The following is a 15,117-nucleotide window of genomic DNA, read 5'->3' as shown; positions in this document are numbered from 1 at the left end:
ACAGATGAGCCAGTTATTTTATATTCACCCGGACAACCCGCAGCCGCGCCTGATTAACCAGGCGGTTGAAGTGCTACGCAAGGGCGGGGTGATTGTTTATCCAACGGATTCTGGCTACGCGCTGGGCTGCAAATTGGAAGAAAAGACGGCAATGGAGCGTATTTGCCGTATCCGCCAGTTGGATGGCAACCACAATTTCACCCTGATGTGCCGCGATCTGTCTGAACTGTCGACTTATGCCTATGTGGATAACGCGGCGTTTCGCCTGATTAAGAACAATACGCCGGGTAATTACACCTTTATTCTGAAAGCGACTAAAGAAGTGCCGCGTCGCCTGATGAACGACAAGCGTAAAACCATCGGCCTGCGCGTGCCTTCCAACCCGATCGCATTGGCATTGCTGGAAGTGCTGAACGAGCCGATGATGTCGACCACGTTGATGCTGCCGGGCAATGACTTTGCCGAGTCCGATCCGGAAGAGATCGGCGAGCACTTGGGCAGACAGGTGGATCTGGTGATCCACGGCGGTTTCCTCGGCCAGCAACCGACAACGGTGATCGATCTGACCGAATCCGCGCCGGAAGTGGTGCGCGAAGGAGCGGGCGATCCCGCGCCCTTTCGATAAACACCCCGACGAAGACGATTCCAACCTAGGATAAAGCCTGTATAATGAACGGTTGGTTTTAACCAAAAAGATTACTTTTGCGGCCACATTCCTGCTGGGATATGGCCGCAAAATCCCCCCGACGCCTGTGAAGGCGACACTAGAGGTTGCTCAATGAGCGAAAAGTTACAGAAAGTTTTAGCGCGCGCCGGCCATGGCTCGCGTCGTGAAATCGAAACCATGATTGAAGCTGGCCGTGTCAGCGTCGACGGTAAAATTGCCAAGCTGGGCGATCGTGTCGAAGTGACTCCTGCGATGAAAATTCGGATGGATGGTCACGTGGTTTCTATCAAAGAATCCGAAGAAGCGGTGTGCCGCGTGTTGGCGTATTACAAGCCAGAAGGTGAGCTTTGTACGCGTAGCGATCCCGAAGGCCGCCCAACGGTGTTTGATCGCCTGCCAAAGCTGCGTGGTTCACGCTGGGTGGCGGTAGGGCGCTTGGACGTCAACACCTCCGGCCTGCTGCTGTTCACCACCGACGGTGAACTGGCCAACCGCCTGATGCACCCAAGCCGCGAAGTTGAGCGCGAATATGCGGTGCGCGTATTCGGCCAGATTGATGACGAGAAAATCAAGCAACTGAGCCGTGGTGTGCAGTTGGAAGACGGCCCTGCCGCATTCCGCACTATCAGTTTCCAGGGGGGCGAAGGCATCAACCAGTGGTACAACGTTACCCTGACCGAAGGGCGTAACCGTGAAGTTCGCCGCCTGTGGGAAGCGGTTGGCGTTCAGGTCAGCCGTTTGATTCGTGTGCGCTACGGTGATATCGATCTGCCTAAAGGGATACCGCGTGGTGGTTGGACCGAGCTGGATTTGAAAGCGATCAACTATCTGCGTGAACTGGTGGAACTGAAGCCGGAAACCGTCAGTAAGCTGCCGGTTGAGCGTGAACGCCGCCGTGTGAAAGCCAATCAGATCCGCCGTGCGGTGAAGCGCCACAGCCAGGTTGCAACCGGCAGCCGCCGTGGTGCGCCAGGCAGCAAACCGGGTAAACCGGCCAAGCCTTCCAAACGTAGTTAAGATCTGCTCGCGTAGCCCTGCTGAACGGCAGGGCTACGCGCCTTCTGTTACCAATCGATCCCTTGCTGTGCCTTGATCCCGGCGTCAAATGCGTGCTTCACCGGCCGCATCTCTGTGACGGTATCCGCCAGTTCCAGCAAATCACGGTGGCAACCGCGCCCGGTGATGATCACCGTCTGATGTGCAGGGCGCTGATGCAGTGCCTCCAGCAACTCCTCCAGCGCCAGATAGCCGTAGCTCACCATGTAGGTCAACTCATCCAGCAGCACCAGATCCAGGTTGCTGTCAGCCAGCATACGCTTGCCATGCTGCCAAACGGCCTGACAGGCGGCGGTATCGCTCTCTTTGTCCTGAGTTTCCCAGGTAAAGCCGGTCGCCATCACCTGAAATTCCACACCGTGCTGTTGCAGCAGGTTTTTCTCACCGTTTGGCCATTGGCCTTTGATAAACTGGATCACGCCAGCTTTCATGCCGTGACCCACCGCGCGGGTGACCGTGCCGAATGCCGCCGTGGTTTTGCCTTTGCCGTTGCCGGTAAATATCATGAGTAAACCGCGCACATCCTGGGCGGCGGCAATGCGTGCATCCACCTGTTGTTTCAAGCGTTGCTGACGCTGCTGGTGACGTTCTTCAGCCATTTAAATAGGCTCCTTATTCGGCTGCGCCGGGTTTGCGGTTAGGTTGGGCATCGAAGCTGATGCCGGTTTTACGGCGGCTGTCATCCCCCATCAGATACAGATATAACGGCATGATCTCGGCCGGGGTTTTCAGCTTGCTTTTATCTTCATCGGGAAAAGCAGATGCGCGCATTTGCGTGCGTGTTCCACCCGGATTGATGCAGTTTACCCGCAAGTTATGCGTTTTATACTCATCTGCCAGCACCTGCATCATCCCCTCGGTGGCGAATTTGGAAACCGCATAAGCGCCCCAATTGGCACGGCCCAACCTGCCCACGCTGGAACTGGTAAAAATCAGGGAACCTGCGCTGGATTTCAGCAGCAACGGCAGCAGCGCCTGGGTGAGCATAAAGGTGGCGTTGACGTTAACTTGCATCACCTCGTTCCACATCGTCATTGAAAGTTCAGCCATCGGGGCGATATCGCCCAGCAACCCGGCGTTGTGCAGCACACCGTCGAGGCGTGGCACTTTGGTTATCAATTCGTCGGCTACCTGTTGGCACTGCTCGGGGGTGAGATGCAATAAATCGAGCGTGATTATCTGGGCTGGTGCGCCGCCGCCAGCGGCGATTTCCGTCTGTACTGCCCGCAGCTTGCTCTCTGTGCGCCCCAATAATATCAGCTGCGCGCCAAAACGTGCGTAGGTCAAGGCCGCTTCACGGCCAATGCCGTCGCCCGCGCCAGTCACCAGGATAATGCGTTGATCGAGTAGGTCATGTTTCGGTTGATAATGCACAATAGCTCCTCGCGCAGGGAGTGCCGATGGTTGTGGAGGGGATCATCAGTTTGATGAATAATGCGTGTTATATGCCTGAAATGGATCGCATTTTCAATGATTAACCCGCAGAATTGGCATTCTTTTGTAACAAAAACGGCTTGGGTATAATCCCATAGTGAAGTGTACACACAAGGAATTTTCATTTGGCCGCGACAGCCGTAGCAGCAATTGGTTAAAATGAACCAAATCATACTAACAAACTGTAAATAAAGGCGGAATCTGTGGAGTTTATATCTATTTACGGCCTTTTTCTGGCCAAAGTTGCCACGGTGGTGATTGCCATTGCTGCGCTGGCGTTGCTGGCGGTGAGCCTGGGGCATCGCAAAAGTCAGCAGAAAGGGGAATTACAGCTAACCGATCTGGGTGAGCAGTATCGTGAAATGCAACGTGAAATGCGCTTGGCGCGCATGGGGGTTGCGGAACAAAAAGCCTGGAGCAAACAGTTCAAGAAACAAACCAAGGCCGATGAAAAACTGAAAAAACACCGTGCCAAATCCGGCGCGGTGGAAGCCAGCAAACCTTGCCTGTATGTGCTCGATTTTAAAGGCAGCATGGACGCCCATGAAGTCACCTCACTGCGTGAAGAGATTTCTGCCGTGCTGGCGGTGGCAACGGCTCAGGATGAAGTGCTGCTGCGCTTGGAAAGCCCCGGCGGCGTGGTACACGGCTATGGCCTGGCCGCTTCGCAGTTGGAGCGTTTGCGTAAAGGTGGTATCCGCCTGACGGTCACCGTGGATAAAGTGGCGGCCAGCGGGGGGTATATGATGGCCTGCGTGGCCGATCGCATTGTGGCGGCCCCCTTTGCCATTATCGGTTCGATCGGCGTTGTGGCCCAGATCCCCAACTTCCATCGCTTGTTACAGAAGAATGAGATCGATGTTGAACTGCATACCGCTGGGCAATTCAAACGTACTTTGACGCTGTTTGGTGAAAATACTGAGCAAGGTCGTGAAAAGTTCCGTGAAGAGCTGAACGAAACCCATGAACTGTTCAAGCAGTTTGTCCATCAGCAGCGGCCTTCGTTGGATATCGACAGCGTGGCGACCGGCGAACACTGGTTTGGCACTCAGTCGAAAGACAAAGGGCTGATTGACGCGGTAGGGACCAGCGACGATCTGCTGATTGCCGAGATGGAAAATCATGAGGTGATCGGCGTGCGCTATACCCGCCGCAAACGTCTGCTCGATCGTTTTACCGGCAGCGCGGCAGAAAGTGTCGATCGCCTGTTGCTGCGCTGGTGGCAGCGTGGTGAAAAACCGTTGCTCTGAATATCGGTAGAGATAACGTCACGGGGGCTTTGGCCCCCGTTTTTTATGCCTGATCGACCAGATGATATTTCTCAGAAAGCACATGAGCTAAATGCTTAAACATATTAAATACCGCGGTGGTTTTTGTGGTGGGCAAGCCGTCTGAGTCTAAAAAGAATTCACCACGGAAAACCAGAACGTTACTTTTTTGTTCAACCTCGGTGACCACCATGCCGTGCAGATAATCTTCGTGTTGGCGGATGATGTTATTGGCTTCCACCAACAGGGCTTGCCGTTCAATAGGCTGAGTCGTCGTTCGCATTTTATTGCACTCCAAACAAAAATTCTGCCGCTATTCTAACGCCGGTTCGCGTTTATCCGCAAACCGACTAAGGTTTAATTGCCGTCTGGATGGAGCCAGTGGCAGGCGGTCATTAGCGAAATATCGCTTTCCGTGCTAATTAGGTTGCGTACCGCTTTTTATCAGGTAGAGTGTGGGATTTTGTAGCTTCTGGTGGAAGGATTTGTTTACGCTTTGCGGGGGCCACGTGTGGCCTGGCTTCTGGGCGCGGGTGTAAACAGACAAGATCGGCAATTTGCGGTCAGGTTGAGCAATCGGGCAACCATTAGAAAAAACATGTTGATCTCTTGCCAAAGTGCCGCAATATAAAAAAGAGATACGAATTGCCGCGGTACGGCGAGATAAATGGCTTCTTTTTAGAAGAAATAAAATTAGGTAAAGGTAAATATGGGCAAAGCTCTCGTAATAGTTGAGTCCCCGGCAAAAGCCAAAACTATTAATAAATATTTAGGAAGTGACTACGTGGTGAAGTCCAGCGTCGGTCACATCCGTGATTTGCCGACCAGTGGATCAGCCAGTAAAAAGAGCGCTGAATCAACCGAAGACAAAGCCAAAAAGAAAGTTAAGAAGGATGAAAAGACGGCGCTGGTTAATCGTATGGGCGTCGATCCTTATCATGGCTGGAAGGCGCATTACGAAATTCTGCCGGGTAAAGAAAAAGTTGTCGCCGAGTTAAAATCGTTAGCAGAAAACGCCGACCATATTTATCTCGCAACCGACCTTGACCGCGAAGGGGAAGCCATTGCCTGGCACCTGCGGGAAGTGATCGGCGGGGATGACAAACGCTTTAGCCGCGTAGTGTTTAACGAAATCACCAAAAACGCCATCCAACAGGCGTTCAAGGCACCAGGTGAGCTGAATATTGACCGTGTTAATGCACAGCAGGCGCGTCGCTTTATGGACCGCGTGGTGGGTTACATGGTATCGCCGCTGCTGTGGAAAAAAATTGCGCGTGGGTTGTCAGCAGGGCGCGTGCAGTCGGTGGCGGTGCGTCTGGTGGTGGAGCGCGAGCGCGACATCAAGGCGTTCGTGCCAGAAGAATACTGGGAATTACATGCCGATCTGCTGGCGAAGAATAATGTCGCATTGCAGATGGAAGTGACCCATGCCCACGATAAACCGTTCAAACCGGTTAACCGTGAGCAAACCCATGCAGCGCTTAAGCTGCTGGAAAAAGCCCGCTACCAGGTGCAGGATCGTGAAGACAAACCGACCAGCAGCAAGCCGGGCGCACCCTTCATTACCTCCACGCTGCAACAGGCTGCCAGCACACGACTGAGCTTTGGCGTGAAGAAAACCATGATGATGGCGCAACGTCTGTATGAAGCGGGCCACATTACCTACATGCGTACCGACTCCACCAACCTGAGCCAGGATGCGCTCAGCATGGTGCGTGGTTATATCGGCGACAATTTCGGTGATAAATATTTACCGAAAGCCGCTAACCAGTACAGCAGCAAAGAAAACTCGCAGGAAGCGCACGAAGCGATTCGTCCTTCTGATGTCAGCGTGTTGGCTGAACAGCTAAAAGATATGGAAGCGGATGCGCAGAAACTGTATCAACTGATTTGGCGCCAGTTTGTCGCCTGCCAGATGACGCCAGCGCAGTACGATTCCACTACCTTGACAGTGAAAGCCGGTGACTTCCAACTGCGCGCCAAGGGCCGGACGTTACGTTTTGACGGCTGGACCAAAGTCATGCCAGCGCTGCGTAAAGGCGATGAAGATCGGACCTTGCCGTTTGTTGAAGTTGGTACGGATTTGGATCTGCAAAAGCTGATCCCAAGCCAGCACTTTACCAAGCCACCTGCGCGTTACAGCGAAGCATCGCTGGTAAAAGAACTGGAAAAGCGCGGCATTGGCCGCCCGTCAACTTACGCCTCGATCATCTCGACCATTCAGGATCGTGGCTATGTGCGGGTTGAAAGCCGCCGTTTCTACGCGGAGAAAATGGGTGAGATCGTCACCGATCGCCTGGAAGAGAACTTCCGCGAACTGATGAACTATGACTTCACCGCGCGCATGGAGAGCGGCCTGGATCAGGTTGCCAACAACCAGGCTGAATGGAAAGCGGTGCTTGATGAGTTCTTCGCTGAATTCAGCGAGCAACTGGAAACGGCAGAAAAAGATCCGGAAGAGGGCGGTATGCGCCCGAACCAGATGGTGATGACCAGCATTGACTGCCCGACCTGTGCCCGCAAAATGGGTATCCGCACCGCCAGCACCGGCGTGTTCCTCGGTTGTTCCGGTTATGCGCTGACGCCGAAAGAGCGTTGCAAAACCACCATCAATCTGGTGCCGGAAGCAGAAGTGCTGAACATCCTCGAAGGGGATGATGCAGAAACCAACGCCTTGCGTGCCCGCCGCCGTTGCCAGAAATGTGGCACCGCGATGGACAGCTATCTGATCGATAACCAGCGTAAGCTGCATGTCTGCGGTAACAACCCGGCCTGTGACGGTTATGAGATCGAAGAGGGCGAATTCCGCCTGAAAGGCTACGATGGCCCGATCGTCGAGTGCGAGAAATGTGGTTCTGAGATGCACCTGAAAATGGGGCGTTTCGGCAAGTACATGGGCTGCACCAACGACACCTGTAAGAACACCCGTAAAATCCTGCGTAATGGTGATGTTGCACCACCGAAGGAAGATCCGGTTCCGTTGCCAGAGTTGCCGTGTGAGAAATCAGACGCTTACTTTGTCTTGCGTGACGGTGCGGCGGGCGTGTTCCTGGCGGCCAATACTTTCCCGAAATCGCGCGAAACCCGTGCGCCACTGGTGGAAGAGTTGCAACGCTTCAAGGATCGTTTGCCGGAAAAACTGCGCTATCTGGCCGATGCACCGGTTGCTGATGCCGAAGGTAACAAAGCGATGGTGCGTTTTAGCCGTAAAACCAAGCAGCAATATGTCTCCTCAGAGAAAGACGGTAAAGCCACTGGCTGGACGGCTTTCTATGTTGATGGCAAATGGGTTGAAGGTAAGAAATAAACCGGCCATTTAGGCAGTATGAGAAACCAGCCCAATGTGGCTGGTTTTTTTTGGGTTAAAGAAGCGGGCAGGCCGGTTTTTTGCTGCTTTTGCAGTGCTTGAAGAGCAGGCGCTCATGCGAAATAATCGTTATTCCACAGCGGCCTGGATCTATACTTGATACAGCAACATGATATAGTAGTTATATAAAATCTTTTCTTATGACCAAAGCTTATTAATAACGGCGTTTTCTTCGGCATCTGGGCGAAATCACTGTGTTTAGGGCTTGTGATTATTCAGCATATCGGAGCGATACCGAGATACCTGGCTGCGGCAAGCCGCAGTGTTTAACCTAGGATGGTATAAGATATGAAATTGCAGCAACTGCGTTACATCGTAGAAGTGGTGAATCATAACCTGAACGTTTCTTCTACGGCAGAAGGCCTTTATACCTCTCAACCGGGTATCAGTAAGCAGGTGAGAATGCTGGAAGACGAACTCGGCATCCAGATTTTTGCCCGTAGCGGTAAGCACCTGACTCAGGTAACGCCCGCTGGTTTGGAGATCATTCGTATTGCTCGCGAAGTGTTGTCCAAAGTCGATGCAATTAAAGCCGTTGCTGGCGAGCATACCTATCCTGATAAAGGTTCGCTGTACGTCGCTACCACGCATACCCAGGCTCGCTATGCGCTGCCTAACGTGATTAAGGGCTTTATCGACCGCTATCCGCGCGTGTCGTTGCACATGCACCAGGGGTCGCCAACGCAGATTGCCGAAGCGGTGTCCAAAGGTTCCGCCGATTTTGCCATCGCCACCGAAGCGCTGCACCTGTACGACGATTTAATCATGCTGCCGTGCTACCACTGGAACCGTGCGGTAGTTGTGAAGCCCGATCATCCCTTGGCTGGAAAGAGCCACATCACCATTGAAGAGCTGGCGGCTTACCCGATCGTTACCTATACCTTTGGTTTTACCGGCCGTTCTGAGTTGGATACCGCTTTTAACCGTGCCGGGCTGACGCCGCGCATCGTGTTTACTGCCACCGATGCTGATGTGATTAAAACCTACGTGCGTTTGGGTCTAGGGGTAGGGGTGATTGCCAGCATGGCGGTAGATCCGGTACAGGATCCCGATCTGGTCACCCTGAATGCGAGCGATATCTTTACCTACAGCACCACCAAGATCGGCTTCCGTCGCAGCACATTCTTGCGCAGCTATATGTATGATTTTATTCAGCGCTTTGCGCCACACCTGACCCGCGACGTGGTGGATACCGCCGTGGCGCTGCGTTCGAATGAAGACATCGAAGCTATGTTCCAGGACATCAAGCTGCCGGTGAAATAATCTCTACTGCGGGCTGGTATTTTACCGGCCCGTTTTTCATCCCATCCCCTTTGCCCCGCAATACCCCGCACGTTGGATTTAATTCTGTTGTTATAAAAATGTTAAAATCGAGTCTGTGTTATCTTTAAACAGACCTCAGTAATTACCCTGTTTTGACATAATAAAAATGGAGGAGCTATGTCACCCAATCTGCGTGAAACAAGTATGGATAAGCTGGTGGTGCTGAATAGTGAGTATCACTACTACAGCCTGCCACTGGCGGCCAGACAGTTAGGGGATATTGACCGGCTGCCGAAATCAATGAAGGTGCTGTTAGAAAACCTGCTGCGCCATGTGGATGGCGACACGGTGCAGGAGGGCGATTTGCAGGCGCTCGTCAGTTGGCTGCAAACCGGCCATGCCGATCGTGAGATTGCCTACCGCCCGGCGCGTGTGCTGATGCAGGACTTTACCGGCGTTCCGGCGGTGGTGGATCTGGCGGCGATGCGCGAGGCGGTACAACGCCTGGGGGGGAACGTCGATCAGGTGAACCCATTGTCACCGGTGGATCTGGTGATCGACCACTCGGTTACCGTCGATGAGTTTGGCGATGACGAGGCCTTTACCGAGAACGTGCGCATCGAAATGGAGCGCAACCACGAACGTTACACCTTCCTGCGCTGGGGGCAGAAAGCCTTCAACCGCTTTCGTGTGGTGCCGCCGGGCACCGGCATTTGTCACCAGGTTAACCTGGAATATCTGGGGCAAACGGTTTGGCATACCGAAGAGAACGGCCAGCGTATTGCATACCCGGATACCTTGGTCGGCACCGATTCGCACACCACCATGATTAACGGCCTGGGCATTCTTGGTTGGGGCGTAGGGGGGATCGAAGCGGAAGCCGCGATGCTGGGCCAGCCGGTGTCGATGCTGATCCCAGACGTTGTGGGTTTTAAACTGACCGGCAAGCTGAGCGAAGGGATCACTGCCACCGATTTGGTGTTGACCGTGACCCAAATGCTGCGCAAGCACGGGGTGGTGGGTAAATTTGTTGAGTTTTACGGTGACGGGCTGGCAGATTTGCCGCTGGCGGATCGTGCCACTATCGCCAATATGTCGCCGGAATTCGGCGCGACCTGTGGTTTCTTCCCGGTGGATGAGGTCACTCTGGGCTACTTGAAGCTAAGCGGCCGCTGCGCCGAGCAAATCGCTCTGGTAGAAGCCTATGCCAAAGCGCAAGGTATGTGGCGTAATTCTGGTGACGAACCGGTTTTCACCAGCACTCTGGCCTTGGATATGTCAACGGTCGAAGCCAGCCTGGCTGGGCCGAAACGCCCGCAGGATCGCGTTGCCTTGCCACAGGTGCCACAAGCGTTCAATGCGACTACTGAATTAGAACTCGGCAGCCAGAAAGATAAGCTACAAGCCAAGAGCTTCACGCTGAACGGCCAGCAGCATGAGCTGCATACCGGTGCGGTGGTGATTGCGGCGATTACCTCCTGCACTAACACCTCTAACCCCAGCGTGATGATGGCCGCTGGTTTACTGGCGAAAAAAGCGGTAGAGAAAGGTCTGAAAACCAAGCCTTGGGTGAAAACCTCGCTGGCTCCCGGTTCCAAGGTGGTCACCGAATATTTCAACAGCGCCAAACTTACGCCGTATCTGGAGGCACTGGGTTTCAACCTGGTGGGCTATGGTTGTACCACCTGCATTGGCAACTCTGGGCCGTTGCCAGAGCCGATTGAGCAGGCGATAAAAGCTGGCGATCTGACCGTGGGTGCCGTGCTGTCCGGCAACCGCAACTTCGAAGGGCGAATCCACCCGCTGGTGAAAACTAACTGGCTGGCATCACCGCCGCTGGTGGTGGCTTATGCGCTGGCGGGTAACATGAAGGTCGATCTGACCAAAGATCCGTTGGGAGAAGGGCATGACGGCAAGCCGGTCTATCTGAAAGATATCTGGCCAACCGGTAAAGAAATTGCCCAGGCGGTGGAAGAGGTCCGCACTGAGATGTTCCACCAGGAATATAGCGAAGTGTTTAATGGTGATGCGAACTGGCAGTCGATCCAGGTTACCGGTTCGGCGACCTATCAGTGGCAAGCGGACTCTACCTATATTCGCCACCCGCCATTTTTCAGCACCATGAAAGCGCAACCGGACCCGGTGCAGGACATTAAAAACGCCCGCATTCTGGCGATCCTGGCAGATTCAGTCACCACCGACCATATCTCGCCTGCGGGTAACATCAAACGTGACAGCCCGGCAGGGCGTTACCTGAGCGAACGCGGCGTTGAGGTGAATGACTTCAACTCTTACGGTTCACGCCGTGGCAACCACGAAGTGATGATGCGCGGGACTTTCGCCAATATTCGTATCCGCAACGAAATGGTGCCGGGTGTGGAAGGGGGATATACCCGCCATCTTCCGTCGCAAAATCAGATGTCGATCTATGACGCCGCCATGCAGTATCAGCAAGAGCAGGTGCCGCTGGCGGTGATTGCCGGTAAAGAGTATGGCTCCGGCTCCAGCCGTGACTGGGCGGCCAAAGGCCCGCGTTTGCTGGGGGTGCGCGTGGTGATCGCCGAATCCTTCGAGCGCATTCACCGTTCTAACCTGATTGGTATGGGCATTCTGCCGCTGGAGTTCCCGCAGGGGATGACGCGTAAAATGCTGGGGTTGACGGGGGAAGAGCAGATCAGCATCAATGGTTTGCAGACCCTGACGCCGGGCCAGACGGTGCCGGTGCATATTACCTATGCTGATGGTCGACATGAGGTGGTGAATACCCGTTGCCGTATTGATACGGGCAATGAGCTGACCTACTACCAAAATGACGGCATTCTGCACTATGTGATCCGCAAGATGCTGTAGAAAATAATCAGGGCACCGCAATGGTGCCCTGAATGCTTCATGACCGGGAGTTATTTACCCAGCAAATGCCCCATTTTAGCGGCCTTGGTGGACAGGTAGCGTTCATTTTTCGGGTTGCGGCCAACGATCAACGGTACGCGCTCGGTGATGTTGATACCCGCCTCAGTCAGGATCTCAACCTTTTTCGGGTTGTTGGTTAGCAGGCGCACGGCATTCACACCCAACAGTTTGAACATGTCGGAACACAGGGTAAAGTCACGCTCATCCGCAGCGAAACCGAGCTGATGGTTGGCTTCTACCGTATCCGCCCCTTTATCCTGTAGGGCATAGGCACGGATCTTATTCAGCAGACCGATGTTACGGCCTTCCTGGCGGTGATAGAGCAGAATGCCACGCCCTTCTTCCGCGATGCGCTCCAGCGCCGCTTCCAGTTGGAAACCGCAGTCACAGCGCAGGCTGAACAATGCGTCGCCGGTTAAACACTCGGAATGGACGCGTGAGAGTACCGGTATTTCGCCGGAAATATCACCGAACACCAGCGCCAGATGATCTTGCCCGGTTGCCAGTTCTTCGAATCCCACCATCAGGAAATCACCCCATGGCGTTGGCAGTTTGGCTTCTGCCACTCGTTTAAGCTGCATGTTACTCTCCACTGACTTTGCACCCCCCGTCAATGCGGGGGATTTTTTATTTAAAACTTGCATGACCCAGGCTTGGCTGTAGGGCAATGATATTACCCTCATTCTGCATAAAATGCGTTGCAAATGTGTGCTGGCGCACATTTGCAACTTGTCTGGCAGGATACGGGTAAGCCGCTGCGGGATATGGCCACCGCTGTCACTTCCTGGGCGTCTACGTGGCGTACTCCGCAGTTTAAATCTCTCGGTGTGCCAACCATGGGCGCTTACCGCGAGTGCCATGCTGATTGCTTACGCCGGATTAGCTTGGCCAAAACTTTTGACGAACGAGTCGAAGCGGTTCGCGCGGCGGCTTCTGCCAGTGACTTTGCGGCGAACATTGCCGGGCAGGGTGGTGCAAACGTCCCGCGTGACGTTCAGACGGTGCGTGTCGCGCGCAAGGTGGCCGATGAGCCGAACGCCTATGATGAAGAGGTGCAGAAGGTGGTCGGTATCTTCGCGCCGCATCTTGGCTCTGGTCACGTATTTGAAACCCGTACAACAGAATGGCGCATCGTTCGTAAAGCCGTTGACGTTGAGCCTTTGATTTTAAAAAGCGCCTCTGGCGCGCCTCGGAGTCCTGTTAATAACTGTGGGGAAGTTGAGCGAGAACCGGAACCTGTTATGCAGGATACGCCGCCTGAGTACGTCACGGTGGTGATGAAGTTGATCGAGAGCGGGGAAGTTAGCTGGGATGATCCGGGCGTCGCCAAGACGCTGAAAGAGGCGATAAGGGGGCAGTCGTCGAAGGCCAAGGGGCAGCAGTGCATCAAAAACCGCAATAAATCGCGAAATGATGCGCCGTCAGCGCGCCTGACACCGGCGGAACGTACAAGGATCCCACAAATACAGCTTGAACTGGCGCAGCAGGGTATTACCGTCGAGCGTTGGGAACTTAAGGCTCTGGCGCGCGGTGCAACGGTCAGTTTCAATGGTAAACAGTTTTTGTATCCGCCACTTGATGAGTGGCGGGGGGTCAATGACGAAGCGTAAAAGGTGACGTTATGCATAGATTCCGTTAACCGAGATGATCCTAACGTTGCCAAGACATTGAGATGAGGCGATAAGGGACAGCCGTCGAAGGGAGATCTGATCTTACCCAGCAATAGTGGACACGGCGCTAAGTGAGTAAACTCGTAACCCAGAGGTGACTCATGACTAAACCATCAGCAACGAAAAGCAAACCCCGTAAACAACACTCGCCCGCCTTTCGGGATGAAGCGCTTAAGCTCGCTCAACGTATTGGCGTGGCCGCAGCCGCGCGTGAACTCGGTCTCTACGAATCGCAACTTTATACCTGGAGGAGCAAGCAACAGCAGAGCCTGTCAGCTTCCGAACGTGAGCAGGAACTTGCGACCGAGAATGTCCGGCTCAAACGCCAACTGGCAGAACAGGCTGAAGAGTTGGCCATTCTCCAAAAGGCCGCGACATACTTCGCGAAGCGCCTGAAATGAAGTATGTCTTTATCGAAAAACATCAGGCTGAGTACAGCATCAAAGCCATGTGTCGGGTGCTCCGTGTCGCCCGCAGCGGCTGGTATGCCTGGCGTCTGCGTCGTCATCAGATAACCCTGCGTCAGCAGTTCCGTCTTGTCTGCGATGAGGCCGTTCGAAAGGCATTCAATGACGCAAAACAGCGGTATGGTGCGCCGCGTCTTGCTGATGAGCTTCCAGCGTACAACGTCAAAACCATCGCAGCCAGCCTGCGCCGTCAGGGACTGCGCGCAAAGGCCTCGCGCCGGTTCAGGCCGGTCAGTTACCGTGAACATGGTTTGCCGGTATCAGAAAACCTGTTGAAACAAGACTTTACCGCCTGTGGGCCAAATCAGAAATGGGCGGGTGACATTACTTACTTGCGTACAGATGAAGGCTGGCTTTACCTGGCGGTGGTGATTGACCTGTGGTCACGAGCCGTCATCGGCTGGTCGATGTCCTCGCGGATGACGGCACAACTGGCGTGCGATGCGTTGCAAATGGCGTTATGGCGGCGTAAACGCCCGGAAAATGTCATTGTTCATACAGACAGAGGCGGGCAGTACTGTTCAGCGGATTACCAGGCCTTACTGACACGCCATAATCTGCGTGGCAGTATGAGCGCAAAAGGCTGTTGTTACGACAATACCTGTGTGGAAAGCTTCTTCCACTCACTAAAAGTGGAGTGTATCCACGGCGAGCACTTTGCCAGGCGGGAAATAATGCGAACGACGGTGTTTAATTATATCGAGTGCGATTACAATCGCTGGCGTCGCCACAGTGCCTGTGGTGGTCTTAGCCCGGAACAATTTGAAAAGCAGAACCTCGCTTAGCCATGTGTCCATTGTTCGTGGGTAAGATCAATAATCAGGAACGAATTATAAATCCTAACAAATCGCGAAGTGATGCGCCGTCGGTGCGCCTTACCTCAGCTGAACGTGCCGGGTACCAAAAATCCGGTATCAGTTGGCGCGAGAGGGGAGCATTGCCGAACGTTGGGAACTGAAAGTGCGGACGTGCAGGGCAACGATCCTTTTGACTACCAATGATTTTCATATTAAGT

General features: G+C 54.0%; 12 protein-coding genes. 8 read left to right on the top strand and 4 right to left on the bottom strand.

Going from position 1 to position 15,117, the window contains the following annotated elements; translation table 11 throughout:
- The first annotated feature begins 4 nt into the window (after positions 1 to 4).
- Together ACX9GT_RS13550 and rluB are read left to right on the top strand one after the other, a co-directional pair.
- Entirely contained in the window at positions 5 to 625 is a 621-nt protein-coding gene (locus tag ACX9GT_RS13550) for an L-threonylcarbamoyladenylate synthase (RefSeq protein ID WP_473187290.1), read from the top strand.
- A gap of 153 nt (positions 626 to 778) precedes the next feature.
- A complete protein-coding gene (gene rluB, locus ACX9GT_RS13545) occupies positions 779 to 1,684 on the top strand; it encodes a 23S rRNA pseudouridine(2605) synthase RluB (protein ID WP_473187289.1) in 906 nt (301 codons plus the stop codon).
- 47 nt (positions 1,685 to 1,731) lie between these two features.
- On the opposite strand, the gene cobO is transcribed toward rluB, so the two are convergent.
- Together cobO and ACX9GT_RS13535 are read right to left on the bottom strand one after the other, a co-directional pair.
- Positions 1,732 to 2,322: a cob(I)yrinic acid a,c-diamide adenosyltransferase gene (gene cobO / locus ACX9GT_RS13540; protein WP_473187288.1), complete on the bottom strand. Its 591-nt coding sequence runs from the start codon at positions 2,320 to 2,322 to the stop codon at positions 1,732 to 1,734.
- A 13-nt stretch (positions 2,323 to 2,335) separates the two neighbouring features.
- On the bottom strand, positions 2,336 to 3,097 hold the full coding sequence (locus tag ACX9GT_RS13535) for a YciK family oxidoreductase (RefSeq protein WP_473187287.1): 762 nt from the start codon (positions 3,095 to 3,097) through the stop codon (positions 2,336 to 2,338).
- Positions 3,098 to 3,360: 263 nt separating this feature from the next.
- Here ACX9GT_RS13535 and sohB point away from each other — a divergent pair, with 263 nt between their 5' ends.
- Positions 3,361 to 4,407 carry a protease SohB gene (gene sohB, locus ACX9GT_RS13530; protein ID WP_473187286.1) on the top strand — a complete coding sequence of 349 codons (1,047 nt, stop codon included), beginning with the start codon at positions 3,361 to 3,363 and terminating at the stop codon, positions 4,405 to 4,407.
- Between the two features lie 43 nt (positions 4,408 to 4,450).
- On the opposite strand, the gene ACX9GT_RS13525 is transcribed toward sohB, so the two are convergent.
- Positions 4,451 to 4,708 (bottom strand): YciN family protein, encoded by a 258-nt coding sequence (locus ACX9GT_RS13525; protein ID WP_473187285.1) that lies wholly within the window; start codon positions 4,706 to 4,708, stop codon positions 4,451 to 4,453.
- A 426-nt stretch (positions 4,709 to 5,134) separates the two neighbouring features.
- Between ACX9GT_RS13525 and topA the strand changes: the two genes are divergently transcribed.
- The 3 genes from topA to acnA all read left to right on the top strand — a co-directional run bounded on the left by topA (position 5,135) and on the right by acnA (position 11,905).
- A complete protein-coding gene (gene topA, locus ACX9GT_RS13520; protein WP_473187284.1) occupies positions 5,135 to 7,732 on the top strand; it encodes a type I DNA topoisomerase in 2,598 nt (865 codons plus the stop codon).
- A 348-nt stretch (positions 7,733 to 8,080) separates the two neighbouring features.
- Complete coding sequence (gene cysB, locus ACX9GT_RS13515) at positions 8,081 to 9,055, top strand: HTH-type transcriptional regulator CysB (protein WP_473187283.1); 975 nt, start codon at positions 8,081 to 8,083, stop codon at positions 9,053 to 9,055.
- A 177-nt stretch (positions 9,056 to 9,232) separates the two neighbouring features.
- Positions 9,233 to 11,905, top strand: coding sequence for an aconitate hydratase AcnA (acnA, locus tag ACX9GT_RS13510; protein WP_473187282.1), 2,673 nt, complete (start codon positions 9,233 to 9,235; stop codon positions 11,903 to 11,905).
- Between the two features lie 50 nt (positions 11,906 to 11,955).
- On the opposite strand, the gene ribA is transcribed toward acnA, so the two are convergent.
- Positions 11,956 to 12,546, bottom strand: coding sequence for a GTP cyclohydrolase II (gene ribA / locus ACX9GT_RS13505; protein WP_473187281.1), 591 nt, complete (start codon positions 12,544 to 12,546; stop codon positions 11,956 to 11,958).
- A gap of 123 nt (positions 12,547 to 12,669) precedes the next feature.
- Between ribA and ACX9GT_RS13500 the strand changes: the two genes are divergently transcribed.
- Positions 12,670 to 13,575 carry a replication endonuclease gene (locus ACX9GT_RS13500; RefSeq protein ID WP_473187280.1) on the top strand — a complete coding sequence of 302 codons (906 nt, stop codon included), beginning with the start codon at positions 12,670 to 12,672 and terminating at the stop codon, positions 13,573 to 13,575.
- Between the two features lie 161 nt (positions 13,576 to 13,736).
- A protein-coding gene (locus ACX9GT_RS13495) for an IS3 family transposase (protein ID WP_473187279.1) occupies positions 13,737 to 14,887 on the top strand; the annotation gives its coding sequence in 2 pieces (ribosomal slippage) (positions 13,737 to 13,998 and positions 13,998 to 14,887; 1,152 coding nt in all).
- Positions 14,888 to 15,117 lie beyond the last annotated feature (230 nt).

This window comes from Serratia sp. YWN4 (assembly GCF_055790845.1).
The sequence above is the reverse complement of the archived record's forward strand: the minus strand, read 5'-3'. Positions and strand labels throughout refer to the sequence as shown.

Coding starts and splice junctions, on each gene's coding strand:
- ACX9GT_RS13550 (WP_473187290.1), top strand. CDS start 5: ATGAGCCAGTTATTTTATATTCACCCGGACAACCCGCAGCCGCGCCTG.
- rluB (WP_473187289.1), top strand. CDS start 779: ATGAGCGAAAAGTTACAGAAAGTTTTAGCGCGCGCCGGCCATGGCTCG.
- cobO (WP_473187288.1), bottom strand. CDS start 2,322: ATGGCTGAAGAACGTCACCAGCAGCGTCAGCAACGCTTGAAACAACAG.
- ACX9GT_RS13525 (WP_473187285.1), bottom strand. CDS start 4,708: ATGCGAACGACGACTCAGCCTATTGAACGGCAAGCCCTGTTGGTGGAA.
- topA (WP_473187284.1), top strand. CDS start 5,135: ATGGGCAAAGCTCTCGTAATAGTTGAGTCCCCGGCAAAAGCCAAAACT.
- cysB (WP_473187283.1), top strand. CDS start 8,081: ATGAAATTGCAGCAACTGCGTTACATCGTAGAAGTGGTGAATCATAAC.
- acnA (WP_473187282.1), top strand. CDS start 9,233: ATGTCACCCAATCTGCGTGAAACAAGTATGGATAAGCTGGTGGTGCTG.
- ribA (WP_473187281.1), bottom strand. CDS start 12,546: ATGCAGCTTAAACGAGTGGCAGAAGCCAAACTGCCAACGCCATGGGGT.
- ACX9GT_RS13500 (WP_473187280.1), top strand. CDS start 12,670: ATGTGTGCTGGCGCACATTTGCAACTTGTCTGGCAGGATACGGGTAAG.